The 25,001-nt window shown below is 45.6% G+C and carries 24 protein-coding genes and 1 other RNA gene; 10 read left to right on the top strand and 15 right to left on the bottom strand.

The features are described 5' to 3' along the window. The first annotated feature begins 1 nt into the window (after nt 1). Nucleotides 2-1,147 carry an adenosyl-hopene transferase HpnH gene (hpnH, locus tag FBY58_RS04280; RefSeq protein WP_141919649.1) on the top strand — a complete coding sequence of 382 codons (1,146 nt, stop codon included), beginning with the start codon at nt 2-4 and terminating at the stop codon, nt 1,145-1,147. Here hpnH and FBY58_RS04275 read toward each other — a convergent pair. From FBY58_RS04275 to FBY58_RS04235, 9 genes are all read right to left on the bottom strand, one after another. Continuing rightward, on the bottom strand, nt 1,091-1,768 hold the full coding sequence (locus FBY58_RS04275) for a phosphorylase (protein ID WP_141919648.1): 678 nt from the start codon (nt 1,766-1,768) through the stop codon (nt 1,091-1,093). The genes hpnH and FBY58_RS04275 overlap by 57 nt on opposite strands. A 141-nt stretch (nt 1,769-1,909) precedes the next feature. After that, the gene (gene shc / locus FBY58_RS04270; RefSeq protein WP_141919647.1) at nt 1,910-3,886 is read right to left on the bottom strand and encodes a squalene--hopene cyclase; all 1,977 of its coding nucleotides are present in this window, start codon (nt 3,884-3,886) and stop codon (nt 1,910-1,912) included. A 21-nt stretch (nt 3,887-3,907) separates the two neighbouring features. Continuing rightward, nucleotides 3,908-5,149, bottom strand: coding sequence for a hydroxysqualene dehydroxylase HpnE (hpnE, locus tag FBY58_RS04265; RefSeq protein ID WP_141919646.1), 1,242 nt, complete (start codon nt 5,147-5,149; stop codon nt 3,908-3,910). Beyond that, entirely contained in the window at nt 5,146-6,021 is an 876-nt protein-coding gene (gene hpnD, locus FBY58_RS04260; protein ID WP_141919645.1) for a presqualene diphosphate synthase HpnD, read from the bottom strand. The genes hpnE and hpnD overlap by 4 nt, the downstream gene beginning before the upstream one ends. Then, nucleotides 6,021-6,881 carry a squalene synthase HpnC gene (gene hpnC, locus FBY58_RS04255; RefSeq protein ID WP_185738174.1) on the bottom strand — a complete coding sequence of 287 codons (861 nt, stop codon included), beginning with the start codon at nt 6,879-6,881 and terminating at the stop codon, nt 6,021-6,023. The genes hpnD and hpnC overlap by 1 nt, the downstream gene beginning before the upstream one ends. Next, nucleotides 6,878-8,017: a glycosyltransferase gene (locus FBY58_RS04250; RefSeq protein ID WP_141919643.1), complete on the bottom strand. Its 1,140-nt coding sequence runs from the start codon at nt 8,015-8,017 to the stop codon at nt 6,878-6,880. The genes hpnC and FBY58_RS04250 overlap by 4 nt, the downstream gene beginning before the upstream one ends. Further along, entirely contained in the window at nt 8,017-9,030 is a 1,014-nt protein-coding gene (gene hpnA, locus FBY58_RS04245; protein ID WP_141919642.1) for a hopanoid-associated sugar epimerase, read from the bottom strand. Before hpnA ends, FBY58_RS04250 begins: the two co-directional genes overlap by 1 nt. 278 nt (nt 9,031-9,308) lie before the next feature. Beyond that, a complete protein-coding gene (locus FBY58_RS04240) occupies nt 9,309-10,277 on the bottom strand; it encodes a cation diffusion facilitator family transporter (RefSeq protein WP_141919641.1) in 969 nt (322 codons plus the stop codon). A 115-nt stretch (nt 10,278-10,392) separates the two neighbouring features. Then, a complete protein-coding gene (locus tag FBY58_RS04235) occupies nt 10,393-11,916 on the bottom strand; it encodes a replicative DNA helicase (protein WP_141919640.1) in 1,524 nt (507 codons plus the stop codon). Nucleotides 11,917-12,010: 94 nt separating this feature from the next. Here FBY58_RS04235 and FBY58_RS04230 point away from each other — a divergent pair, with 94 nt between their 5' ends. Together FBY58_RS04230 and dcd are read left to right on the top strand one after the other, a co-directional pair. Then, on the top strand, nt 12,011-12,499 hold the full coding sequence (locus tag FBY58_RS04230) for a cytidine deaminase (protein WP_141919639.1): 489 nt from the start codon (nt 12,011-12,013) through the stop codon (nt 12,497-12,499). 40 nt (nt 12,500-12,539) lie between these two features. Beyond that, nucleotides 12,540-13,094 (top strand): dCTP deaminase, encoded by a 555-nt coding sequence (gene dcd, locus FBY58_RS04225; protein ID WP_141919638.1) that lies wholly within the window; start codon nt 12,540-12,542, stop codon nt 13,092-13,094. Nucleotides 13,095-13,146: 52 nt separating this feature from the next. Here dcd and FBY58_RS04220 read toward each other — a convergent pair whose 3' ends face one another. The 5 genes from FBY58_RS04220 to FBY58_RS04200 form a co-directional block, all read right to left on the bottom strand. Further along, complete coding sequence (locus FBY58_RS04220) at nt 13,147-13,479, bottom strand: YbaB/EbfC family nucleoid-associated protein (RefSeq protein WP_141919637.1); 333 nt, start codon at nt 13,477-13,479, stop codon at nt 13,147-13,149. 92 nt (nt 13,480-13,571) lie between these two features. After that, nucleotides 13,572-15,419, bottom strand: a complete 1,848-nt coding sequence (locus FBY58_RS04215; RefSeq protein ID WP_141919636.1) for a DNA polymerase III subunit gamma/tau — start codon at nt 15,417-15,419, stop codon at nt 13,572-13,574. A gap of 159 nt (nt 15,420-15,578) precedes the next feature. Beyond that, nucleotides 15,579-15,676: signal recognition particle sRNA small type (ffs, locus tag FBY58_RS04210), an RNA gene on the bottom strand. 107 nt (nt 15,677-15,783) lie between these two features. Next, the gene (locus tag FBY58_RS04205; RefSeq protein ID WP_141919635.1) at nt 15,784-16,098 is read right to left on the bottom strand and encodes a 2Fe-2S iron-sulfur cluster-binding protein; all 315 of its coding nucleotides are present in this window, start codon (nt 16,096-16,098) and stop codon (nt 15,784-15,786) included. 10 nt (nt 16,099-16,108) lie between these two features. Continuing rightward, nucleotides 16,109-17,230: a cysteine desulfurase family protein gene (locus tag FBY58_RS04200; RefSeq protein WP_141919634.1), complete on the bottom strand. Its 1,122-nt coding sequence runs from the start codon at nt 17,228-17,230 to the stop codon at nt 16,109-16,111. Between the two features lie 406 nt (nt 17,231-17,636). Here FBY58_RS04200 and FBY58_RS04195 point away from each other — a divergent pair, with 406 nt between their 5' ends. From FBY58_RS04195 to pdxH, 7 genes are all read left to right on the top strand, one after another. Beyond that, nucleotides 17,637-18,320, top strand: coding sequence for a DUF1013 domain-containing protein (locus FBY58_RS04195; RefSeq protein ID WP_141919633.1), 684 nt, complete (start codon nt 17,637-17,639; stop codon nt 18,318-18,320). 80 nt (nt 18,321-18,400) lie between these two features. Beyond that, nucleotides 18,401-18,646 (top strand): exodeoxyribonuclease VII small subunit, encoded by a 246-nt coding sequence (locus FBY58_RS04190; protein WP_141919632.1) that lies wholly within the window; start codon nt 18,401-18,403, stop codon nt 18,644-18,646. 9 nt (nt 18,647-18,655) lie between these two features. Then, entirely contained in the window at nt 18,656-19,552 is an 897-nt protein-coding gene (locus FBY58_RS04185) for a polyprenyl synthetase family protein (RefSeq protein WP_141919631.1), read from the top strand. 83 nt (nt 19,553-19,635) lie between these two features. Then, on the top strand, nt 19,636-20,184 hold the full coding sequence (coaD, locus tag FBY58_RS04180; protein ID WP_141919630.1) for a pantetheine-phosphate adenylyltransferase: 549 nt from the start codon (nt 19,636-19,638) through the stop codon (nt 20,182-20,184). A gap of 276 nt (nt 20,185-20,460) precedes the next feature. After that, a complete protein-coding gene (locus FBY58_RS04175) occupies nt 20,461-21,285 on the top strand; it encodes a peptidylprolyl isomerase (protein ID WP_141919629.1) in 825 nt (274 codons plus the stop codon). Nucleotides 21,286-21,330: 45 nt separating this feature from the next. Continuing rightward, on the top strand, nt 21,331-22,362 hold the full coding sequence (queA, locus tag FBY58_RS04170) for a tRNA preQ1(34) S-adenosylmethionine ribosyltransferase-isomerase QueA (RefSeq protein ID WP_141919628.1): 1,032 nt from the start codon (nt 21,331-21,333) through the stop codon (nt 22,360-22,362). A gap of 39 nt (nt 22,363-22,401) precedes the next feature. Then, a complete protein-coding gene (gene pdxH, locus FBY58_RS04165) occupies nt 22,402-23,004 on the top strand; it encodes a pyridoxamine 5'-phosphate oxidase (protein ID WP_260432090.1) in 603 nt (200 codons plus the stop codon). Nucleotides 23,005-23,049: 45 nt separating this feature from the next. On the opposite strand, the gene FBY58_RS04160 is transcribed toward pdxH, so the two are convergent. Then, complete coding sequence (locus FBY58_RS04160) at nt 23,050-24,168, bottom strand: sigma-54-dependent Fis family transcriptional regulator (protein ID WP_141919627.1); 1,119 nt, start codon at nt 24,166-24,168, stop codon at nt 23,050-23,052. Nucleotides 24,169-25,001: the final 833 nt, after the last annotated feature.

Genomic DNA, 25,001 nt, shown 5'->3' with positions numbered 1-25,001 from the left:
CTTGGGTATTCCTTTAAGTCAAGTTTTACGGATTGGTTCCTATATTGTAGGTAATCATATCAAAGGGACAACGCGTTATCCTTTGGTTTTAATGCTTGAACCTCTTTTCCGCTGTAACCTTGCTTGTCAGGGCTGCGGAAAGATTGATTATCCGAAAGAAATCCTGAACCAGCGTTTGTCTTATGACGAATGCATGGAAGCCATTGATGAATGTGGCGCTCCCGTGGTTTCTATCGCTGGTGGCGAACCTTTGCTTCATCGTGACATGCCGAAAATCGTTAAAGGCGCGCTCGATAAAGGCAAATTCGTTATTTGCTGCACCAACGCTTTGCTTTTCGCAAAGAAGATTGATCAGTATGAACCCCGTCCGAATTTCACTTGGTCGATCCATCTCGATGGCGACAAAGAAATGCACGACCGCTCGGTTTCCTTAGATGGTGTTTATGAAACGGCCGAAGCTGCGATCCGTCTTGCGAAATCAAGAGGCTTTCAGGTTTCGATCAATTGCACCCTCTTCAATGATGCAGATCCGGAACGGACGGCTAAATTCTTTGACCGTATGAAGGCTATCGGTATCGACGGTATCACGGTTTCTCCGGGCTATGCTTACGAACGCGCCGCCAATCAGGATGAATTCCTGAGCCGGACGACCACGAAGAAATTATTCCGTAACATCTTCCGTTTGGGTAAAGGGCATAAATGGCCGTTCAACCAGTCCATTCAGTTCCTGAACTTCTTGGCTGGTAACGAAACCTATAAATGCACCCCTTGGGGTAACCCGACCCGCACCGTCTTCGGTTGGCAGCGTCCTTGCTATCTCTTGGGTGAAGACTACGCCAAAAGCTTTAAAGAGCTGATGGAAAACACCGCTTGGGATGATTATGGCGTCGGCAATTATGAAAAATGTCAGGATTGCATGGTGCATTCCGGCTTCGAGGCCACGGCTGTTATCGACACCATTCGTCATCCGCTGAAAGCCGCTATGGTTGCGTTAAAGGGTGTTAAAACTGAAGGCGCTATGGCACCGGAAATCAGCCTTGCTCATCAGCGTCGTGCAAAAGACGTGTTCTCTGACCATGTTCAGCAGCGTTTAGCTGAAATCAGGGAAGCCGAGGCTACCTCCAAAGATGAAAGCGACGCGGCCTAATTCCTTTAATGCTTTCGTTGCTGCCCGTGCGGTAGTGACGAAAGCAGGCAATTGACTTGGTCTGCATAACAGTGATTTCAGTAAGGCCGGAATAGCAATACTTCCATCGGGTTGCATCGCGACCGAAAAGGCCGGAGGTAACATGTGATCGGCCTGATCTGAAATCACTCTTAAAATAATAAATGGACAATGATATTCTTCGGCTATTCGGGCAACGATATGGGATTCCATATCAACCGCAATAGCCTTTTCTTTTTCCTGTATCTGCTTTTTCTGCCCGATATCAGAAACCAAACTACCATCTGAATAAAATATGCCTTTTTTCAGATTAGGAAATGCTTTCTCAAGCGAAGCTTGCCATTCAGAATTACAATCGGCCTCAAAACTACCGGTTAAATGGGTGCCAACCACCCAATCACCAACTTTTAAATCGGGATCCAAGGCACCAGCCAACCCAAAACTGACAAGGCCAGAAATCGTATTGCCCTGCATAATCCGACGCAGAGAATCTTCCAGACGGATGCTATTTCCACCGCCTGCCAATGATAATACTTTCTCACATTGCGCTGCTGCCCGTGCTTCACGATCTATTCCGGTCACAGCAAGTATGTGGTTCAGCATATTTTTTCCTTAATAATATTCCAAATAACTATCAGAATATTTTATTCAGATAAAATGATGATATAAAAAAATACGGCTGAAAAAATCAGCCGCATTTTGCTTTACCCTTATTTCATTACTAATAAGTTATAAAAAGAATATTTACATACCGTAATGCACGATAGGCTGGTTGGCTTTCTTTAAATTACGATAACGCGCCAAAGCCCAAAGCGGGAAATATTTAGAATATCCATGATAACGAAGATAGAAAACACGGGGGAAACCACCGCCGCTATAATAGTCTTCGTTCCACAGGCCTTTATCATCCTGATTTTCGGCAAGCCATTTTATGCCCTTAGCCACGGCTTCGGAATTGGCCTCACCAACCGCCATTAGTCCCAATAATGCCCAAGCCGTTTGCGAAGCAGTCGAAGCCATCGGCTCATATCCGCTATAATCCAAGGCATAGCTGTCGCAATTTTCGCCCCAGCCACCATCTTCATTCTGAATGGCCTTCAACCAACCGACAGCCTTGCGGATAGAAACATGATCGTAAGGCACTGCGGCCACATTCAAAGCACAAAGCGCTGACCATGTGCCATAGATATAATTAACACCCCAACGCCCAAACCAGCTGCCATCTTCTTCCTGCTCTTTCAGCATGTAATCAACGGCGGCCTTCATTTTGGCATCTTCAAGCGTCATACCAGCCTGTGCCATCATTGAAATGCAACGAGCAGAAACATCGACCGTTGGAGGATCCAACAAAGCCCCATGGTCAGCAAAGGGGATGTTATTCAGATAAGTATAACTGTTATTGGCATCAAAGGCCCCCCATCCGCCGTTATCGCTTTGCATCCCGATCGTCCATTCCATGGCGCGGGCTTTGGCTTCTTCAAAGCTGTCATTGACATCGGGTAATTTTGCAGCGCGATCCATCGCCATGGTAACAACCGCAGTATCATCAACATCGGGATAGTAATCATTGCTATATTGGAATGCCCATCCACCCGGTCGGATATCAGGACGACGCCATGCCCAATCGCCTTTGACGTCCAAAATCTGTTGCGGTTTTAACCAGTTAAGTGCGGCAACGGCTGATTTTTCAGCCTCATCGCCTCCGACTTCCAACATCGTATGGGCGACTAATGCGGTATCCCAAATCGGGGATAAGCAAGGCTGGCAATAAACTTCTTCTTTGCCTTGATCTTCAGTGCCATCAAGCACCATCAATTTCTCGACGGCTTTACGGGCAATCGCTCTTTCAGGATGGTTTTCGGGATATCCCAAGGCATCATACATCATGACGCTATTGGCAATCGCAGGGTAAATAGCCCCTAAGCCGTCTTCACCATTCAACCGCTCGGTGACAAAATGGACGCAGCTATGAATAGCCTTGGCACGCATGTTTTTCGGCCAATAACGTTCGACCTTATGTAAAACCTTATCCAGCGTATAGAAAAAGCGCCGCCACATCGGGTCGCCCGTTTCCTGAAGCGCTGTCTTCAATCCCGGAATAAATAATTCATCCACCAGAATACCACGAGGGTTCCGGGCAACTGGCTTTAACGCTTGCAACACCAATAAAGGTACTAAAACCGTTCTTGCCCAGTAAGCCATCTTGTTGATGTGAACCGGAAACCAATCCGGCATCAACATCAATTCCACTGGCATTTGGGGAACATGTTCCCATGATAATGCCCCAAAAAGGGCTAATTGGATGCGAGTAAAGACATTGGCTCGGATCGCGCCACCGCGTGACAGAATCTCGGTTCTTGCCCTGAGCATATGCGGCTCATCGGGAGAATCACCGATCATCTTCAACGCAAAATAGGCTTTAATCGTGGCACTTAAATCGAATTCACCACCATAAAATAACGGCCACCCGCCATGATCACCTTGGATACGGCGTAAATAGCGGGCTATTTTCGCTTCCATCTCCAAATCTTCGGCTTCACCCAAATAATGCCTTAAAAGGATATATTCGGCGGGAATAGTTGCATCGGCTTCCAGTTCAAAAACCCAATGACCATCCTTCTGCTGGTTTTTAAGAAGGGCATCGGCAGCCTTTTGGATAATCGGCTCAACCTCATCAGATAAATTGCTAAGAGGGGGAACAGAAGAAGTCGATACAGTCATGTCTTAGCTCTCTACTGAAATTCAATTGGATAAAATTAAGTCAGCCGCAGTCTGGCCAGAACGAATGGCACCTTCGATGGTCGCGGGCAGACCAGTTCTCACCCAATTTCCAGCCAGAAACAGATTGTTCCATGGCGTAACGGCTGGAGGTCTACGGTTATTTTGTTCAACCGTAGCCTCAAATGTCGCTCTTTTTTCGGTTACAACTTGCCATGCAGGCATTTCTTTCTTGAATGCATGGACTTCCTGAATATCATCCCAAATACGCTTTACCAGCTCTTCTTTTTCAAGACCGAGCAAGTGATTGGCTGCACTAATCGTGACCGATATCCGGTTTTCAAAAGTGAAAATCCAATCGGCCGTGCCGCCAACGACACCCATAATATGCGGCATCGCGGCCGTAGGCGTCATCAGGAAATGGGCATTAATAATGGCCTGATATTTATCAGGTGTCTCAATATCCGGTAACAAAGACTGAACAACCCATGCGGGCAAGGCGATAATAACCTTATCCCCTTTTTCCAGCTTTATTTCCTGATGGGCAAATTCCAGTGCTTCAACATCCTGACCCGAAAAATGGATCTGACGTAAGCGATGATGAAAATCGACCTCAACACCCTTCCCTTTCAGATAGAGAAGCGCAGGATCAATAAAACTACTGGCCAAATTCGGATAAGCGATACGGGGAATACAGGCTTTGCCCCCTTTTATCAGCGTTTCCCGAATAACGGCTGCCGCCAGACAAGCCGCACCTTCTTTTGCCGGTGTATTGAGAACCGAAACAAAAAAGGGATCCAGAAGCTTATGCCACAAGGCCGTATTGTCGGGAATAATGTCGCCTATTTTGGCGTCATGATCGGCCAATAATAAAGACAACAATCCAAAATATTCTTTAATCTTGCTATGCGGCACACGGCTATTCGGGCGTAAAACCCACCATGGCAGCAAGCCATCGCTTAACTTAATCGTAAAGCGTTCTTTGTCACTCAGGTCACAAAAAGAAAACGCCGCCTGTTTTGGGCTTTTAAAGTTATGTTCTGCCCCTATCCTTTTCAGATAGGTTGCCGCTGAATGATTGCCTGACAACAGCATATGATTGCCATTGTCAATTTCGATATCCAGCTTTTTATCATGATAGGAACGCGCCCGTCCGCCTGCCATTGAGGAGGCTTCGTATATTTTGACGCGCCCCCCTGCATGGGTAATAGCCACGGCGGCGGCTAGTCCGGCTAAACCAGCACCGACAATATGCGTTACACTCATGAAGTCACCTTCAATCTGAGCAAAGTCCACAATAGGGCAAGTTTGTTGTGTTTGACCTTCTTGCGGGGGCTTTTCCACCCTTGTGCCAACATTTTACGCAAAAGCGCTGAATAAGCCGCCGCCATCAAACGTGGCGCTATCAAATGGCCTTTCGGGCGGCCATGAATAATATGATCCGATGCCGCGTAATGTCCCTCGGCCTGCCAAGCAATATCACGGCAGACCTTATCCAGTCTGGGATCAGACAAGACTTTACTGACATCAAGCGGAATACCTGCTTTCTCAAGCGGTTCCCGTGGCAAATAACAGCGACCAATTTCGGCATCTTCATCAATATCACGCAAGATATTGGTTAACTGTAATGCCCGACCCAGATGATAGGCCAAGGTCTCACCTATATCAGGATTCATGCCAAAAACATAAACAGACAGGCGACCGACCGCTGACGCAACCCGATCACAATAAAGATCAAGCGTGGCTTCGTCCGGAAAGACGATCGGGCCATTTAAATCCATGGCCATGCCGTCAATAACGGCAATAAAATCATCCTGCTTCAAATGAAAATGTGCAACCGGCTCCTTTAGAAAAGCAGCCTGTCCACAAGGCTCTCCGGCATAAAGCGCATTGATATCATGACGCCATTGCTCAAGCGCTTGCTTTCTTTCGTCCTGACTGCCTTCCAAATCGTCAGCAATATCATCTACCTGCCGGCAGAAGCTATAAATAGCATACATAGCTTCCCGTTCGGCGGGGGGTAAAACCCGCATGCCGATGTAAAAGCTGCTACTTTTTGCACCGCTACTCGAAGCTTGCATTTCCGATGAAGTCTCGGAAACATTTGCGGGCAGAATCTCTTTAGTGGCCGAAGTCATTAAGAAAATAGTCTCCCTGCTGCTGCGACAAAAGCTAAGCCCAAGGTTTCTACTTTGTTATGATGAACCCGTTCCGATAACGGATCATGCTTAATCAAGCATGCCGTTAGGCTTTCTGCCAAACGCTGAATAACCGCAACTTCAACACCCAAACGCCGATCATGAATAGCCGCCGAAAAACCGGAAGACCGTTTCAAAAGCGATTGCGTTTTTAAAGCTGTTGTTTCAATTGCCTGACGCAAAGCCAAAGACGCATGGAAACAACCTAAATCAGCAGCTGTCGCTCCGACGGCTTCCATGATATCGTTCGGGATATAAATCCGGTTCATCATGCGATAGTCTTTACCGCAATCCTGAAGATGATTGATAACCTGTAATGCCGTGCACAACGCATCATTCAAAGGCCAAAGATTGCGGGATTCTTTATGCACATCCAAAACAAAACGCCCGACCGGAGATGCCGAATAACGGCAATAATCCATTAAGGCGTCCCAGTTTTCGTAGCGATTTACAGATACATCACGACGGAACGCTTCCAACAGATCCAAACCATGCGTAATCGTATGCTCCAGATCATGCGTTAACAAAGTCTGGCGCAAGATAACAGCATCGGGTTCGCTCTGGCTTTCACCAGTTAAACTGCTGCGCATATCCTCAAGGACAGACAGACGGTCTTTTTTGCTGGCTGTCACATTATCGGCAACATCATCAGCTTGGCGGGCAAACTGATAGAAAGCCATAATAATAGGCCGATATTCCGGACTGATTAGAAAAGAGGCCACCGGAAAATTTTCATCCTGATGCCCTTTGCCAGAGACCAAAGCGGCCGCATTTAGCTTATTTTGTGTTTTGATACTCACAGACCTATACGTGCTTGCGCACGCCCCTTCCACATTCCACCTCGCCCCTGCCAGACATGTACGGCAGAAAAAAATGTCGCACAGCTATAAAAGATCGCGATTAAGGGAAGTGCTATGCCCCAAAGAGGGGAGCGGTGATAAAAATGTAAAATCGGTTGAAAGGCAAGCGCCATCATTACCCATCCGGTAAGCCCTACCCATGCAGACAGACCATGTGTCAAAAAAAACAGAATAGGCGGTACCAGATAGACAAGGCTCATCCCTGCCAATGTTAATGCTAAAAGCAAAGAAGAATATTGTAATTGCGCATAAGCGGAACGGGAAATCATATGGCCAATTTCCCGAAAACTCAGATATGGCCGAACGCTAAGAGAACGGTTCGTCAAAGACAGCCGGATCTTACCCTGCTTTTTCATAATCATACCAAGGCTGCAATCGTCGATGATTGCATGACGAATAGCCTCAATACTGCCAGCTTTTTCAAGGCTAACCCGATCGGCCAACATGCATCCACCCGCAGCCCCAGCAGTTTTGTGCTTCGGATTATTGATGTGGCGAAACGGATAAAGCATCTGAAAGAAAAAGACGAAAGCCGGAATTAACGCCCATTCTGCAAAATTATTACAGCTTAAACGCGCCATCAAAGAATGAAAAATCAGCCCTTCTTTTTCAGAATGGGCGACCAACATTTTTAATGTGTCGGTTCTATGTGCGATATCCGCATCCGTAAGCCATAACCATTTCACCTGTCCGGCGGCTTTAATGCCTTGGTCAATCGCCCATAATTTCCCTGCCCAACCTTTTGGGAGGGTTTCGCCATTTAAAATAGTGAGCTTGCCTTCAGGATAATCCCCCGCGGCTTTTCTTGCGACTTCGGCCGTATTATCCTCGGAATTATCATCAACCAGAATAACTTTAAAATTACCGGGATATTCTTGCATTAATAATGAACGGATAGTTTTCTCAATAACATCCGCTTCATTACGCGCAGGCACAACGGCGACAACATCTGGCCATATATCCAAAGAAGGAACGGGACGATCGTCCCGTTCGCGACATAACCAAAAGCCACCGTGAAAAAACAGAAGACCAATCCAGATACTAAGGGATAATAATCCTAGAATCGTGGCAAACATCACAACATACCTTCTGCCCGAAACCATTCTATGGCATCAGAGATGGCATGCTGCCAAGGACGCGCTTTATAACCGAGATCACGTTTGGCTTTTTCCGATGAAAAATACATATGGTATCCAGCCATACGCAACGCATCTTTGGTAATAAATGGCTCTATCTTGGTCAGTTTTGCTACTGCTTCGGCACCCCAAGCTAAGGGGAAAAGTGGCCAGCGTGGCAATGCAATTTTAGGTGGCTTGCGACCGACTTGTCTTGCGATTTCAGCCAACATGATACCCAGCGGCACATCATAACCGCCTAGAATATATCTTTCGCCAATAACGCCTTTTTCAAGCGCTTTGACATGACCATCGGCCACATCATCAACATGGGCAAGGTTAAGGCCGGTATTAACGTAAGCAGGCATCTTGCCCGTGGCGGCTTCGATAATAATCCGTCCGGTGGGCGTGGGCTTTACATCCCTTGGGCCGATCGGTGTTGAGGGATTGACAATAACAGCAGGCAATCCCTGCTCTTTTATCATCTTTTCCACTAACCGTTCAGCTTCCACTTTGGAGCGTTTATAGGCACCAATCGCATTTTCAGGCGTCAGCGGCGCATTCTCGTCGCTGGGCTTTCCATGTCCCGGTGCCAAAGTAGACACACTACTGGTATAAATAACACGCTCGATACCTAGGTATAAAGCCGCAGTCATAATGGCCTGCGTATGCAGACGATTATGGCGAATAATTTCATTGGGATCAGCCGCCCACAGCCGATAATCAGCGGCAACATGGATAAGGGCGCTACAACCTGAAAGGGGTTCTCTCAAAGACGGCGGGTCATCCAGATCACCGAAAACAATTTCGCCGGGAAAGTCACGGATATTGGTCTTCGGGCTAGATGAACGCACCATACCCCGCACTGTATAGCCTTGCTGCGCCAAGGAACGCGCAACGGCTGAACCAACAAATCCGGAAACACCGGTAACTAATACAGGCTTATCTTTATTCACCTGATTATGATCTTGCACGATATACCCCTTATATGCCTCCAATAAGCGGAAATAACGGCACTATACTCAATTGATCTCAATTACCAGAAAGACAGGGTCGTTAAGCCCTTTTAAGCATATAATGGCCGGATAATACGTCCGGTAAAGGTAAGGCGCTTTCACCACAACCGGAATAAATAATAGCGAGGCGTAGTTATTCCGACTGTGATAAAATTGGCACGATTGTTACGTTATATGCCCCTTCACCGACCATAAGACAGCAGGTCAATTATAGTTTAAATATCAAGATGTTACGATTAACAATCGTCTTCGTTATCGCAACCATTATGCTCGATTTGTATCGTCACATGACCGATATCGAATTCTTTTTTCATGATATCGCCCACCTGCCCGATAAATTCGTCATTATTTTGAATTTTAGAACGAACAATATGCGCCGTCATGGCTGTTTCGCTGGTGCTTACCGGCCAGATATGAAGATGATGGACATTGACGACATCCGGCAATTGATCAAGCCGTTCAACAACCGCACTGACATCTATCGACGGCGGAACCGCATTCAACGCCATGGCCACGGATCGTCTGATAAGGCTCCAGCTGCTCCATAACAAAACAACCACAATCGCAAGGCTAAGGGTCGGATCAATCCAATGCCATCCGGTCAATTTAATGACCAGCCCTGACAGAACAACAACAGCCGAAACCAAAGCATCCAAAAGCATATGCAGGAAGGCTGCGTGGCGGTTCAGTTCTTCATGGCCATCTCTAAACAAAAGCGCTGTAGCAAAATTAATGATAATGCCGATACCGGCGATAATCATAATGGTGCCACCTGGCACATCCACAGGCTCAGAAAAGCGGAGGATAGCTTCCCATCCAATCGCCCCGCAAGCAATAACCAGAAATAGCGAATTAAAGAGAGCCGCTAAAATAGAAGAAGATCGATAGCCATAGGTAAAGCGGGATGTCGGCTTAAATTTTTCAGCCATAAAAGCGGCAAGAGAAAGTGCTAAACCAAGCACATCAGAAAGATTATGCCCTGCATCCGCAATAAGGGAAAGTGATCCCGAAGAAATGCCGTAGCCTATTTCAATCAGAATAAAGGCCAGATTGATAATAATACCTATGCCGAAACCACGGCTATTGTTGGCATTAATCTCATTCGCATGCGAATGCCCATGATTATGCTCATGATGAGCATGGTCATGCGTGTAATTATGACCATCATGGGGATTAACATTCTGATTTTTTATTGTGCTGACCATAGCTTCTCATTCACTTTACGGTTAAAACCGCAAAAGTTATAATATCACATTACATAGTTATTCATTCAATTACCCATGTTTTATTTTAATTTTTGATTATATCAACTTTATTTTACTAAGAGCTGAATTCATCTTCGGAATTAAAATCGTCAACAGGATCAGAAAAGCGGGTGATCTGACTTTCAAAACGCAAACGCACCTTGCCCGTGGCACCATGACGTTGCTTGGCAACAATCAATTCCGCGCGGTTATAGACCTGCTCCATGGATTGCTGCCATTTGCGATGTTCTTCATCAACCTGGGCATCAATAAGGGCATCGCTGCCTTCTGCGGGGCGTTTCGGTTCACGCGATTGAAGATAATATTCCTCGCGATAAACAAATAACACGATATCGGCATCCTGTTCGATTGATCCAGATTCACGAAGATCAGACAGCTGAGGCCGTTTATCGTCGCGTTGTTCAACTGCACGGGAAAGCTGTGAAAGCGCCAACACCGGAATATCCAGCTCTTTAGCTAACGTTTTCAAACCTCGGCTAATCTCGGAAATTTCGTTAACACGATTATCATTGGCTTTACCCGATCCATGCAACAATTGCAGGTAATCGACCACCAATAAGCCGATACCAAAACGTCGCTTCAACCGACGGGCTCTAGTCCGCAAACTGGCAATCGTCAGACCGGGGGTATCATCAATATAAAGCGGCAGCTCTTCTAACTCGGCAGCGGCTCTCGCAAGATTACGAAATTCTTCCTTACTGACGCGCCCCATACGGAGCGATTCCGAAGACAAACCGGACTGTTCTGCCAAAAGACGGGTAGCCAACTGATCGGCCGACATTTCAAGGCTGAAAAAGGCGACCGGCGCGCCAGGCGTTTCTTCTGGCGGGATACCATTGCCCGTATCATACATAAAACGACGGGCAGCATTAAAGGCGACATTCGTTGCAAAGGCCGTTTTTCCCATCCCTGGACGTCCTGCTAAGATCAGAAGATCGGAACGATGCAATCCACCAATTTTGGCATTCACTGAATCCAATCCCGTGGTCACACCGGATAAATGCGCACCTGAATTTAAGGCCATTTCAGCCGCTTTCACCGCGACCAGCGCCGCCTGTGCAAAGCTTTTAACGCCCCCTTCTGAAATACCGGATTCCGCCACACGATAAAGCGCAGCTTCCGCCTCTTCAATCTGGGATCGGGGGTCAATCACACCTTGCGTATTCAAGGCGTTATCAACCATGTCACGCCCAACACTGACCAATTCCCGCAACAAGGCCAGTTCATAAATCTGTGTCGCAAAATCACGAACACCCAGCAAGGATGTCTGATTTCGGACGAGATTATAGATATATTTCATTCCCCCCTTGGCTTGTAAGCTGGGGTCTTTTTCTATCAGAGGCTGTATCGTGACCGGATTGGCTAACTGATTCCGGTCTAACTGACGCATGATAATCTGGTAAATTAGACGATGCGTTGGATCAAAAAAATGCTCTTCCCGCAATTTGACCTGAACATCTTCGGCCAAACGGTTATCAACCAACAGCGCACCCAACAGTGCCGCTTCGGCCTCAAGGTTAGCAGGAAGAGAAGCGCCCTCTTCTGACATGGCAGGTACTGTTTTTAAATTTGCAACCATGCAGAATTCGCCCTTCTTCTTTTTTCAATCTTTTGTAATATCAATGCGCCATTTTCGGGATAGTACTCCCCTCAAAAAAGAGAATACCATATTCATGTCCGAATCTATAAATGCCATTGAAGCTGACAACACTACCGTGAAATCACTGGTGGATAAAGCTCGCCAAGCCGCCAGACAATCTCATTCCCCTTATTCGGGTTTTGCCGTAGGCGCTGCGCTCTTATTACAAGATGGCAGCGTGATTACCGGTACGAATTTTGAAAATGCCAGCTATGGCCTCACCCTATGTGCTGAAACGGTCGCAGTTGCAACGGCCAATGCCAATGGGCAACTCGGAAATATCAAAGCGATCGCGATTTGTGGAGGCCAATTTGATGGAAAAGGCCAATTTCTTGGTGAAGAGATCATTTATCCTTGTGGACGTTGTCGTCAGGTTTTAAATGAAGCCGCACAAATGGGTCATTACGATATGATGGTCTATTGCACTTCTGCAGCAGGCTCAAAGGTTGAATCTTATCGACTATCTACGCTACTGCCCCATAGCTTTGGGCCCGAAAATCTGAATATCCCATCCCGAAAATAAAATTATCTCATTTAAGCAGACTTCAGAAAAGGAATTAACGATGTCGATCATGGCTGACCGCTGGATACGCGAGCAGGCTCAAAAACAGGGAATGATCGAACCATTTGTTGAAAGCCAGCGTAGAGACGGCTGTATCAGCTATGGATTATCCTCTTATGGTTATGATGCCCGTGTTGCTGACGAATTCAAAATTTTCACCAATGTCGATTCAGCCACCGTTGATCCCAAAAATTTCGATTCAACCAGCTTCGTCGATAGAAAAACCGATGTATGCATCATTCCGCCAAACAGCTTTGCCTTGGCACGGACGGTTGAATATTTCCGCATTCCCAAAGATGTCTTGGTTATCTGTCTTGGTAAATCGACCTATGCCCGTTGCGGCATCATCGTCAACGTCACGCCTTTGGAACCGGGTTGGGAAGGTCATGTGACGCTGGAATTTTCGAACACCACACCGCTTCCAGCCAAAATCTATGCAGGCGAAGGCGCTTGCCAATTCTTGTTCTTGCAAGGCAATGAACCCTGCGAAGTCAGCTATTCTGATCGTTCAGGCAAATATATGGGACAAAAAGGCGTAACGTTACCTCGCCTTTAATTTCTTTCAATTGGAAGGGGCGCAATGCCCCTTCCCTATCTCGCTTTTGAGCTTAAAGAGGCAAGTTCATACCCGGCGGCAAAGGCATCCCTTGGGTCATTTTTGCCATTTCACCATTGCTTACTTCTTCGGCTTTGGCTTTCACATCATTGCAAGCCGCAACAATCAAATCTTCCAGCATTTGTTTTTCAGCTGGCACCAACAAACTGTCATCAATTTCAACGCCGGTAATACGACCTTTTGCCGTAGCTTTGATTTTGACCAGACCGCCGCCGGATGCACCTTCGACATCAATCGTGTCCAGCTTGGCCTGAGCTTCTCCCATCTGGGTCTGTATTTGCTGGGCAGCTTCTTGAGCTGCCTTCATCATTTGTTCGAGATCCATTGCAAAGCCTTTATATTATGAAATTTCATTTTAGCTTGTGCTCTTCGCTTTAGAAAGAGCCCTTATCTGATGCAAAAAAAATTTCAGAAAAATTATTTGGCAGGCTGAACCAGTTCGGCATTTGGAAATGTTTTTAAAACCGCTTGAACAATCGGTGCATTCAAAATCGCTCTCTGACGTGCCTCTTCTCGGGCTATTTCCTGCTCTCGAAAACTGGGTTTACCTTTTCTATCGCGAATAAAATCAACTGTCCAAGCTTGGCCTGTCAAATTTTTCAAAGCGTAAGATAATTCTTGCCTGAATTCGGGGGTAAAGTGTTTATCTTCTTCCAATGCCAATTTCGGCGGAGCATATTCAATCAACCGCCCATAATCTCCCAAGCCATGGCTGATCAGCGCATTGCCATTGTCGAAAATCATCGCCGTCAGTGATTCGAAATCCGACGGAAAATAAAGTCGTAGCTTTTCGTCTGATGTTTGCTGTTCTTTTTCTAAAAATTGGACGGTTTCAGACGCCATTTCCTCTTGGCTTGTGCATTCGCCTGATCTTTCTCGAGAAGAAGAATTGTCTTTCTGGTCTGCGCTTATGAACGGATGGCTATCATCGTTAGACCGTGAAGGAGAGTTTGCACTTTGAGTATTTAAATTTCCGTATTCAAAGGATTTTTTTTTTACGTCTTCGACTTCCGCATCACCTCGAACCAAAGAAGGTAGCGACGGAAAACGATTATCTTCAGATGATGGCGGTGAATTTTGTGAAGAAGATAAAGCTTCTTGCTTTTTTAACTGGGCTATAATCGCCGCAGGATCAGGCAATTGGCTCGCATGAAGCACCCGAAGCAATGCCATTTCAGCCGCTTCCAAAAGCAAAACTGCATTTTGAACTTCTTGATGCCCTTTTAACAATAGCTGCCACAAACGATGAAGGGTTGGAAAAGACAGCTTCTTTCCTAATTCGGCTAACCAGCTTTCTTCTTCGGTGGGATGTATCGTTAAATTATCGGGTCGCCCCATTTTACTGCGGGTGATGGCATGGATTAACTGCAACAATCCATGCAGCAAAGCTTCCGGTTCTACACCCAAATCATATTGGGCTTTAACATGATCTAAAACACTATCCCCGCGCCCTTCCAGCAAGGCCAATAACAGAGATTTGATAACTCCACGATCGGAAAGCCCCAACATCTCACGAACATCAGCGGCCAGAATACTGCCAGAACTGTGGGCAATTGCCTGATCGAGAATCGACAGACCATCACGCACCGAACCTTCGGCGGCTTTGGCAATCATGGCCAAAGCTTCTTCTTCGGCTTCCACCTGTTCCAGCTGGACAACTTTAGTAAAATATTCGGTCAGGGTAGCGGTCGATATCCGCCTTAAATCAAAACGTTGGCAGCGCGATAAAACCGTAATCGGAACTTTATTGATTTCCGTCGTGGCAAATAGGAATTTTACATGCGCGGGCGGCTCTTCCAAGGTCTTCAACAGCGCATTGAAAGCGCTTTTTGAAAGCATGTGTACTTCGTCGATAATATAGACTTTAAAGCGGGCGGATACCGAAGCATAGCGCACGGATTCAACAATATCACGAATATCATCGACGCCCGTATGGGATGCAGCATCCATCTCGACCACATCAATATGGCGACCTTCGGCAATCGCACGGCAAGCTTCACATTCACCACAAGGGTCGATCGTCATCCCGCCTTTGCCGTCTCTACCGACACAATTAAGGGCTTTTGCGATCAATCTGGCAGTAGAGGTTTTCCCGACACCCCGAACACCAGTCAACAAAAAGGCATGCGCTAACCGGTCTCGGGCGATAGCATTTCCCAAAGTTCGCACCATCGCATCCTGACCAATCAGATCAGAAAATTTTTGCGGGCGATATTTGCGAGCGAGAACTCGATAGAGCATTGCCGGAGAGGAAGAATCAACCATAAGATGAAGTTAATGCATAATGTAAGACGATAAAGCGACTTAAATATTTTTTAACAGAAAATTCCGCATCAGGCTTCCAGAATATCTCTATCTGAAACCATACAGAAAGATGTTGTCGCAACCGACAAATGAAAGTATTTAAATTTTAGGAAAATAGTAAGACGTGGAAGCCGGAACGACCCGATACAAATTCGTTACGGCTGCTTCCTTCCGGACCTGACCGGGTTGGCGACAGCACCGTCCGCCCGACTTCCAATATCGCCTATGAAACATTCAGAACCACTTGGCAAGACTGTAACCGCGAAAAAATTGTCAATTTACCGTGTTACTTAAAAATTTAGCCGGATGACTTTCGTCATTCCCCTTAAAAATCTTGGGGAAAATAAACCGTAAAATGCTCACAATCTGGCAAATAGACCTGACAGGCCAATCGGGAAGTTGGTGCTACATCAAAGGCTAAATCCAGCATATCTTCCTCAACATCAGAAGCAGCCTCCAGTTGAGAAAAATTATCGACATCAATAATCACATGACAAGTGGCACAGGTTAACGCGCCGTCACATGTGCCTTCTACCGGCAAGCCGGCTTTATGGATCACATCCAATAACTTATCGCCTTTTTCGGCTTGGTAAGTGACTTTGTGCTGCGTCTGGTCAATAAAAAAAACAGTGACGGACATAAAATCTTCTCTAACTGAAAAAAGGACTCTTGCGCTGTTTTTCGGCGGCTTCCCGAATATATCCCAAGCCAGTAACCAAATCTTCTATAGTGGTATATCGACCAAAACCGATGCGGATACTGCCACGAACTGCTTTTTGCGACAGATCTAAGGCTTTTAAAACATGGCTGGGACGACCATTCCCACTGGAACAAGCAGAGCCTGCGGAAAAGGCCACTTGGCGGGTATCACTGATCAAACGGCTTGAATCGATACCTTCTTGGTGGATATTGAAATTACCCGGCCAGCGAATATCCTCAGAACCATTTATAATCCAATCCGGCATTTCAGCTTTGGCTACAGCGAAAAGCTCTGAAATATAGGCAAAATCTTCGGCCTGTTTTTGCCTTGCCAAAAAAGCCGCCGCCCCGAAACCGGCACATAATGCGGGACTAAGCGTCCCTGACCGCAACCCGCCTTGCTGATGACCGCCATGGAAAAGAGGCTGTAAAGCGATATCTTTTTTGAACCAAAGCGCACCCACCCCGATAGGTCCATGGATTTTATGCGCTGACAAGGCAATCATATCACAGGTTTCTGGCATCGCTACGCGACCGTAACCTTGCACTGCATCCAATAAAAAATACGCACCAACATTATGCGCCAAAGCGGCCAATTCAGTGATGGGCTGAATAACGCCAATCTCGTTATTCACCAGCATGGCTGTCACAAGGGCAGTATCGGTATCAATTTCTGCGGCGGCCCTTTCCATATCAACCAACCCATTTTTATGGACTGGTAGAAAAATGACCTCGGCACCCAATTTCTCTAAATAACGAACGCTATCCAAAGTTGCGGCATGTTCTGTCGCGAGCGTAACTACCTTGCGGCGTTTATTCCTATCGGAAAGCCACAAGCCTTTTATGGCCCAATTAAGGGATTCTGTTGCACCAGACGTAAAGATTAGATGCCCCGCTTCCGCATTAGGCAATAAAGCGGCTATCTGCTCTTCTGCAATGGCAACCGCCGCCGCCGCCTTTCGCCCTATCCGATGGGAAGAATGCGGATTAGCGCCCCCATCTAACCAAGGCATCATCGCCGCCTTGGCTTCTGGTGCCATCGGGGTCGTGGCTTGATAGTCTAGGTAAATCATCTAACTTGTCTTTAAAAAATCTAGGAAAGGCAGTCTTATTACAAGGCGCTATTTATCCAATTAAAATCGACAAAAAACAATCTTTTTGAAAAAAGAAAAAACCGAATAGTTTCTTCATTTTAATGAAATCACAGTGATTAAAAAATCACTTCCATAGAAAATATTATTTCTTTAAAATTAGATTTTATTTTACGCTATCTCAATAAGATCGTTGCCAATAACAGTATAATTATAATCACGTGAATAGAAAAAATACACTATGGCAGAGATCAGGTTGATATCTGCCTTGCCCTTAACTCTATGACAGAGTAAGGATAAAAAATACGCAAGGCCATCCTTCAACGGGTGGCCCTTTTCTTATGTAGGCCTCGCCGTAACGGGGTGCAATATTCAGGAGAATCTTGCTGTGGCCCAGCCGCTTATGCCTCATGCGACAGCCTCCTGGCTTGTCGATAATACCTCACTTAGTTTTGAACAGATTGCTATTTTTTGTGGTCTTCATATCCTTGAAGTTCAGGCCATTGCAGATGATACCGCTGCGACGAAACTAGCCGGTCGTGATCCAGTTCGTGCCGGTGAACTCACGCTAGAGGAAATCGAAAAAGGTCAAAAAGACCCTGATTACCGTCTGGTTATACAGGTTGCCCCTGAACAGCATCGTCGTCCGAAAGGACCGCGCTACACACCGATTTCACGGCGCCAGAACAAACCTGATGGTATTGCATGGATTATTGCCAATCACCCGAAGGTCACTGACGGACAGATTTCAAAACTGATCGGCACGACCCGTGAAACGATTGCCAAAATCCGCAATCGCACCCATTACAATATGATCAATATTGTTCCCAAAGATCCGGTCACCTTGGGTTTAACGACGCAGCGCGAATTAAACGCGATTGTGGCTAAGGTCGAAAAGGACAAGGAAGAGGAAACCTCTCCCTTTGACGCAACCTTGGCGGGTGAACGCGAAGCCATGATCCGCTATCTGCACCGTAAACGTGAAAATCAGGAACGGACAGCAGAAGAAATTCATGCCAGCGAAGGTGAAAGCCAGTATAAAGGCTTTGTTGATCCTTTTACCAAGAAATAAGGGAAAGACCCGCTTTTAAGCAGAAATAGGCGGTGTAAAACCGCCTTTATCTGTCAAAAAGCAAGTCTGATCGTAACAAGATGAGCCAAGAAAAAACCATATCGGAATTGAGTTTCGAGGAAGCTTTAAAAAAGCTCGAAGAAATTGTCCGTCGTCTTGAAAGCGGCGATACAACCCTCGAAGATTCTATTCGAATGTATAGTCAGGGCGATGCATTGAAAAAACAATGCGAAGCACGGCTGAAAGCGGCACAGACAAAAATCGAACAGATCAGTTTCGATCAGGACGGACGGGCAACAGGCGCTCGTCCTTTCGATGCGGAGTAAATAATGGATATGGCACTTAATCTTAAGACCATGATGGAACAGGTCGCTCAGGATATTGACCGGCTCTTTGCTGAACAATTGTCTCTTCCTGAAGATCCTCGTCGTCGCTTGGTTGAAGCCATGCGCTATGCGGCGATCGGTGGCGGAAAAAGACTCCGCCCGCTTTTGGTGGTCGCCACTTGCGCTTTGTTCAACGTTGATCGCGAAGCCGCCTTACGGGTCGGTATGGCGATTGAATGTATCCACGTTTATTCTTTAATTCATGATGACATGCCTTGCATGGATAATGATGATTTACGGCGTGGTAAACCAACCGTCCATAAAGCTTTTGACGATGCCTCTGCGGTTCTTTCCGGCGATGCGCTTCAGGCTTTGGCCTTTGAAATTCTTTCAGAAGAAAGAATTCATAGCGATCCCCATGTCCGGCTTGAACTGATTCAGGCTCTGGCAATTGCTTCTGGTAAAGACGGTATGGTCGGTGGACAGGCAATTGATCTTGCCGCTGAAACCTCAACTGTACCTTTTGATCTTCCAACGATCACTCGCTTGCAACAGCTCAAAACAGGTGCTCTGTTTGGCTTCTGCCTTGAAGCGGGCGCTATCATGGGACGGCAGAATAAAGATATCCGTGACCGCTTAAAAGCCTATGCACGTGATATCGGTCTTGCTTTCCAGATTGCCGATGATCTGATTGACGCCGAAGGTGATGAAGCCGTTGCCGGTAAAGCCGTCGGTAAAGATGCCGCTGCTGGCAAAGCAACATTCCTTTCCTTATTGGGTCTTGAAAAAGCCCGCTCGCAGGCAAAAGCGTTGGTAGATCAGGCTATTGCCCATCTTTCTGTTTTTGGGTCAGAAGCCGACTATCTGCGCAGCATTGCCCGCTATATTGTAGCGCGCGATCACTAAATTTTACGTATTAGCCTCTTTTGACAGCAAAAAAGTTTCTAACACTTTTTTGCTGTCAGGACCGTGAAAGGAAATTTTGTGATATGGACGCCCAATCTTCGAAAAAACAGCCGGTCGCACTCTATCCGGGTACCTTTGATCCCGTAACCTTGGGGCATCTCGATATTATCCGGCGTGGCGCTCGCATTTTTGATCATCTCATCGTTGCTGTCGCAGAAAATCCGGGGAAATCGCCGCTTTTTTCAGCCGAAGAGCGGGCATCCATGATTCTTCATGAGATAGACATTCTCGAAAACCCTTCCCGCTGCAAAATCGAGGTTATTACTTATAATTCCTTGCTGATGGATTGTGTCGAAAGCCATAGTGCATCGGTTATTCTGCGGGGATTACGGGCGGTCGCCGATTTCGAATATGAATATCAAATGGCTGGCATGAACCAGCAAATAAACAATAAAATAGAAACCGTTTTTCTTATGGCTGACTGTGTTTTACAGCCTGTTGCTTCACGTTTGGTGAAAGAAATTGCTTTCTATAACGGCAATATCAAACCTTTTGTCTCGCCCCATGTCGCCGAAAAATTACAAGAAGCCATGGAGCAAAAACGGAAGGCTTCGCTTTTGGCCAAAGCATAAAATACCCGATTTATAGAATGAAGCCATATTTGGAATTATAATAGAAACCCCAGACAGAACAGTTAATAAAAGATAGTTGGGTGTTTCTATAAATATTGTCTTCATCTCAACTCTTGCATAATTCCAAAATCACTCACTTTCATATTGTCTTTTTTTATAGCAGATTACCCGCGATCACCGTGCCAACAAGGCTTTTGAAAAGCAGCCTTGTCCGTCTATAACGCGGGTGGTGATTGTTTCAGTTAGCCGTGAACCGTCGAGAAGGATATTTATAGTATGCGCCGTAAGGGTATTTTAAAAAGCACTAGCGCTATTTTTGTGTTTTTTTTACTGGCCGCTCCCCTTCTTGCACAGAAACACGGAAAAGAAAAAGATCCGGATTTAACCGCAACGCCTCAGGAAATCAGAAAAGTCGTTCAAAAAACACAACGGCAAGCTCTGCCTGATCTGCCCCCTATTCCGGAAATGATACCCGAAAATACCCTTAACCTCGACCTTTCAACTGGCGGCCGCGTGGTTATTCAATTGCGTCCGGATAAAGCGCCCAAAAGTGTTGAGCGCATTAAAACATTGGTTCGAAAAGGCTTTTATAACGGCTTAAAATTCCATCGAGTTATCGACGGTTTTATGGCGCAAACTGGTGATCCCAAGGGCGATGGCAGCGGCGGATCTTCCTTGCCGAATGTTCAGGCCGAATTTAACGACATGCCGCATGTCAGAGGCGAAGTCTCCATGGCAAGAGCGCAAGATAAAGACAGCGCCAACAGCCAATTTTTCATTGTTTATCAGCCAAACTTCTCTCTTGATGGCGAATATACGCCGATCGGCCGCGTGGTTTCCGGTATGGAATATGTCGATGCAGTAGAAAAAGGCGAACCACCTGCGCATCCATCCCTCATTGTGCGAGCCTCTATTGGTGCTGACAAAATTCGGCCTCCTAAAGAAGAAGAAGTCAAAGCCGCTATTGAAAAACAAGAAGCTGCCAACCGCATAGAACAGCAAAAGCAAGAAGAAGAATTGCAACGAAATGCAATGCGGAAACTGATCGCCAAATCACATGCTTCTGGTGGGGAACAACCTGAAGCCCAGCAGCCCCAATAAAATAATAAAAAAAATAATGGCTGCTTAAAACAGGGATGTATTTCTATGCGGGTTGATCTTTTTGACTTTGAACTTCCATCTGAATCTATTGCCTTAAGACCGGCTATCCCACGGGAATCTGCCCGTTTGTTACAAGTCACTTCCCAAGGGATGGATGATTATCATGTCGCGGATTTGCCTGACCTTCTGAAAGAAGGCGATCTGCTTATTTTCAATGATACCCGCGTCATTCCGGCTTATCTTGAAGGTAAAAAAAATCAGGCTCGTATCAGCGCCAATATGGTGAAACGGGAAGGCTTACGCCAATGGCGCGCTTTCGTCCGTAATGCCAAAAGGCTAAAAGCCGATGATGTCGTTGACTTTGGCCAAGAAGTTTTCGGACAGGTTGTCCGGCGGGACGAAGACGGTTCGGTCATTTTTGAATTTTTGGGTGAAGAACCCGTCGAATTATTACTAGAACGGGCAGGTAACATGCCCCTGCCCCCTTATATCGCCCATAAAAGACCAGCAGATCAGCAGGATCGTAAAGATTATCAGACTATATTTGCTGAAAAAGAAGGTGCAGTCGCCGCTCCAACGGCGTCCCTTCATTTTACAGAAGCCTTATTAAGCCGGTTAGAGCAAAAAGGCGTCACACATACAAAGGTTACTCTGCATGTGGGGGCCGGTACATTTTTGCCGATGAAGGTCGAAGATAGCGCCGATCATGTCATGCATAGCGAATGGGGCGCGATTTCGGCTGAAACTGCCGAGGCCATTAACGAAACCAAAAAACAAGGTGGCCGCATCATTGCGACAGGCACAACTAGCCTTCGTCTCGTTGAAAGCGCTGCTGATGAAAAAGGTGTCGTGCATCCCTTCTCTGGCGAGACCGATATTTTCATTACCCCCGGCTATCGTTTTCGGGCAATTGACGGCCTGATGACTAACTTCCATTTGCCAAAATCTACTTTATTTATGCTTGTTTCGGCACTGATGGGACGAGAAAAAATGCTGGCAGCCTATAACCATGCAATCGAAACAGGCTACCGTTTTTATTCCTATGGAGATTCCAGCCTTCTCCTGCCAAACCAATAACAGTTATAGAAATATTGGATAAGTCGCTTTTCTTGGCGGGTGGATAAGGTTAGATCTGTGATTATGACTCAAGATCCTCATAAAATGTTCGACGACTGGATGGATGAGGCTAAAAAAGCCGAAACCGATGATCCAACGGCTATGGCGCTTGCAACAGCCAGCAAACAGGCATTCCCCTGTGTGCGTATGATGCTGTTAAAAGGGCATAATGAAGACGGCTTTGTCTTTTATACGAATTTAGGCAGCCGCAAAGGTCACGAGCTTTTGGAAAATCCGGTTGCAACCTTGCTTTTCCATTGGAAAAAGTTACGGCGGCAGGTTCGGATTGAAGGCCCTGTCGAGCTGATTTCTGACGCAGAAGCCGATGCTTATTTCGCCTCTCGTGCCCGCAAATCACAGCTTGGTGCATGGGCATCGGAACAATCCCGTCCATTACCAGCACGTGATGTTTTCGAAAAGCGCATTGCCGATATCGAAGCGCGCTATGAAGGCAAAGCTGTGCCGCGTCCATCTTACTGGACGGGATTCCGTGTAAAACCGATCCGCATGGAATTCTGGAATGATCGCGAATTCAGATTACATGAACGCGAATTATTCAGCTTGAATGATGGTCGCTGGCAGAGCGAATTTTTATATCCGTAACCTGACTATCCGGCAGGGCTTGGGTATAAAAAAAGGCCTGCCGGATTAAGATCGGCTGATCTTATATTTGTTCATCTTCTCGATCAGGGTTGTCCTATGCAACCCTAACAGGCGCGCCGCATCAGAAACGATATTATTGGCAGAAGCTAAAGCCGCCGTAATATAGCGGCATTCAAGCTCTGAAACCAAATCTTTCAGTTTCACGGAATCGCCGGGAACAGGAAAATCTGAAAAGACATCCTGATTGCCCTCGTCATTATCTTGAACGCCACCGAAATCATCTTCCGATAATGAAAAATGACTGGCTGACGATGTGGATGGCGACGGGCTACTCAGATCCCATAAAGCTTCACGTTCTACCGGTTGACTGCTGACAGCCAGATTTAATAATTTCTGGGTCTGCTCAATACCGACCGTTTGATCGGGGTATAATATCGAGGTGCGCTCAACCAGATTGCGCAATTCCCGAATATTTCCCGGCCAGTTGTATTTTGCCAAATATTGCAACGATTCTGACGAAAAACAAAATTTCCGACCGGCAGGAAGACGATCGCAAAAATATTCTGCCAATAAAGGAATATCATCGTCACGCTCGGCCAAGGAAGGCAGATGGATCGGAAACACGGCTAAGCGATAAAACAAATCCTCACGGAAATGCTTACTTTGGATTGCGCTGTGAATATCACGATGGGTTGCCGATATGATACGGGTATCGACATGGATAGGCTGTCGCCCACCCACACGGGTGATAATATTATCCTCTAGAACCCGCAGCAGTTTGACCTGCATATCAAAGGGCATGTCACCAATTTCATCTAAGAAAAGAGTTCCACCATCCGCCTCTTCAAAACGGCCATAGGTCTGCCCAACCGCTCCGGTAAAGGCGCCTTTTTCATGACCAAATAATTCGGATTCTAATAAATCGCGCGGAATTGCACCACAATTGACAGGAATAAATCTGGATCCAGACCGTGGGCTTGAAGCATGAATGGAAGACGCAACCATCTCCTTACCGCTCCCTGACGGGCCGGTAATCAATACTGATGCAGAGGTAGGGGCAACCTGCTTAATCAGATACCGTATTTCACGCATAGCCGGGCTTTCGCCGATAAGCGCTGTGTTTTCTACGACAGAAGCACTCCTGAACGAAGAAATCGAAGCCATAATACGTTAAAAATTATTACTTTGAAAAAATATAATAAAATTATTCATATCTCAAAAACCATCCCCTAGTTTTAATGCTTTTTGTAGTTTTTATCATTTTTTATATACAAAAAGCAAAATATTATTTACAGCGCCCCACTGTAAAAAACATAAATTCGAGACAATATCTATACTGAATTGTTTTATTTTTAAATAAATACTTTAATCAGAAATATAGAAATATTGAATAAACAATTTATAAAACACCTTACATTATAATATAATTATGTTTTTATTTTATAAAAAATATAAAGTGTATTTTTGCTATGGCATCTCCATTCTAAAAGGACAGACCCTAATAATCTGTCCGATCAAACAACAAGCAACCCTGCAAAATAAATTTTTACTCTTTAAATCAATATTACAACCATTGCTGATTATAATATAATAGATAGACAGTTCTTCTGACTGTCTTTGGGATATTACTCCTTAAAAAGTAAAAATTATCCTAATGGTTATAGCAGGGTGTAACATACTGACAAGTAAAGAAAATTAATATATATTTTTAACAATTTCATATAAACTTAAAATGCGTCACATAAAATCATTTCGTAATTTTTAAACAAAAAACCACATATTTTTATAAAAGTAACAAGCATTCCAAAGAAGATGACACATCGCATAATATAATAAATGTTATTTATATTTAGATATTATTGAAAAAAATATAGAAACTATAAGGGATATAAATTTATTTTTTAATGAGGCCAAAGCGGTAAATATTTTGTTTCTTTCATAAGCTAAACGCCTATTAATCAAGCAAGTATCTTTATCAAAATCTGGACGATAGAATT

Source organism: Zymomonas mobilis (assembly GCF_006715975.1).
Lineage (GTDB): Bacteria > Pseudomonadota > Alphaproteobacteria > Sphingomonadales > Sphingomonadaceae > Zymomonas > Zymomonas mobilis_B.
The sequence above is the reverse complement of the archived record's forward strand: the minus strand, read 5'-3'. Positions and strand labels throughout refer to the sequence as shown.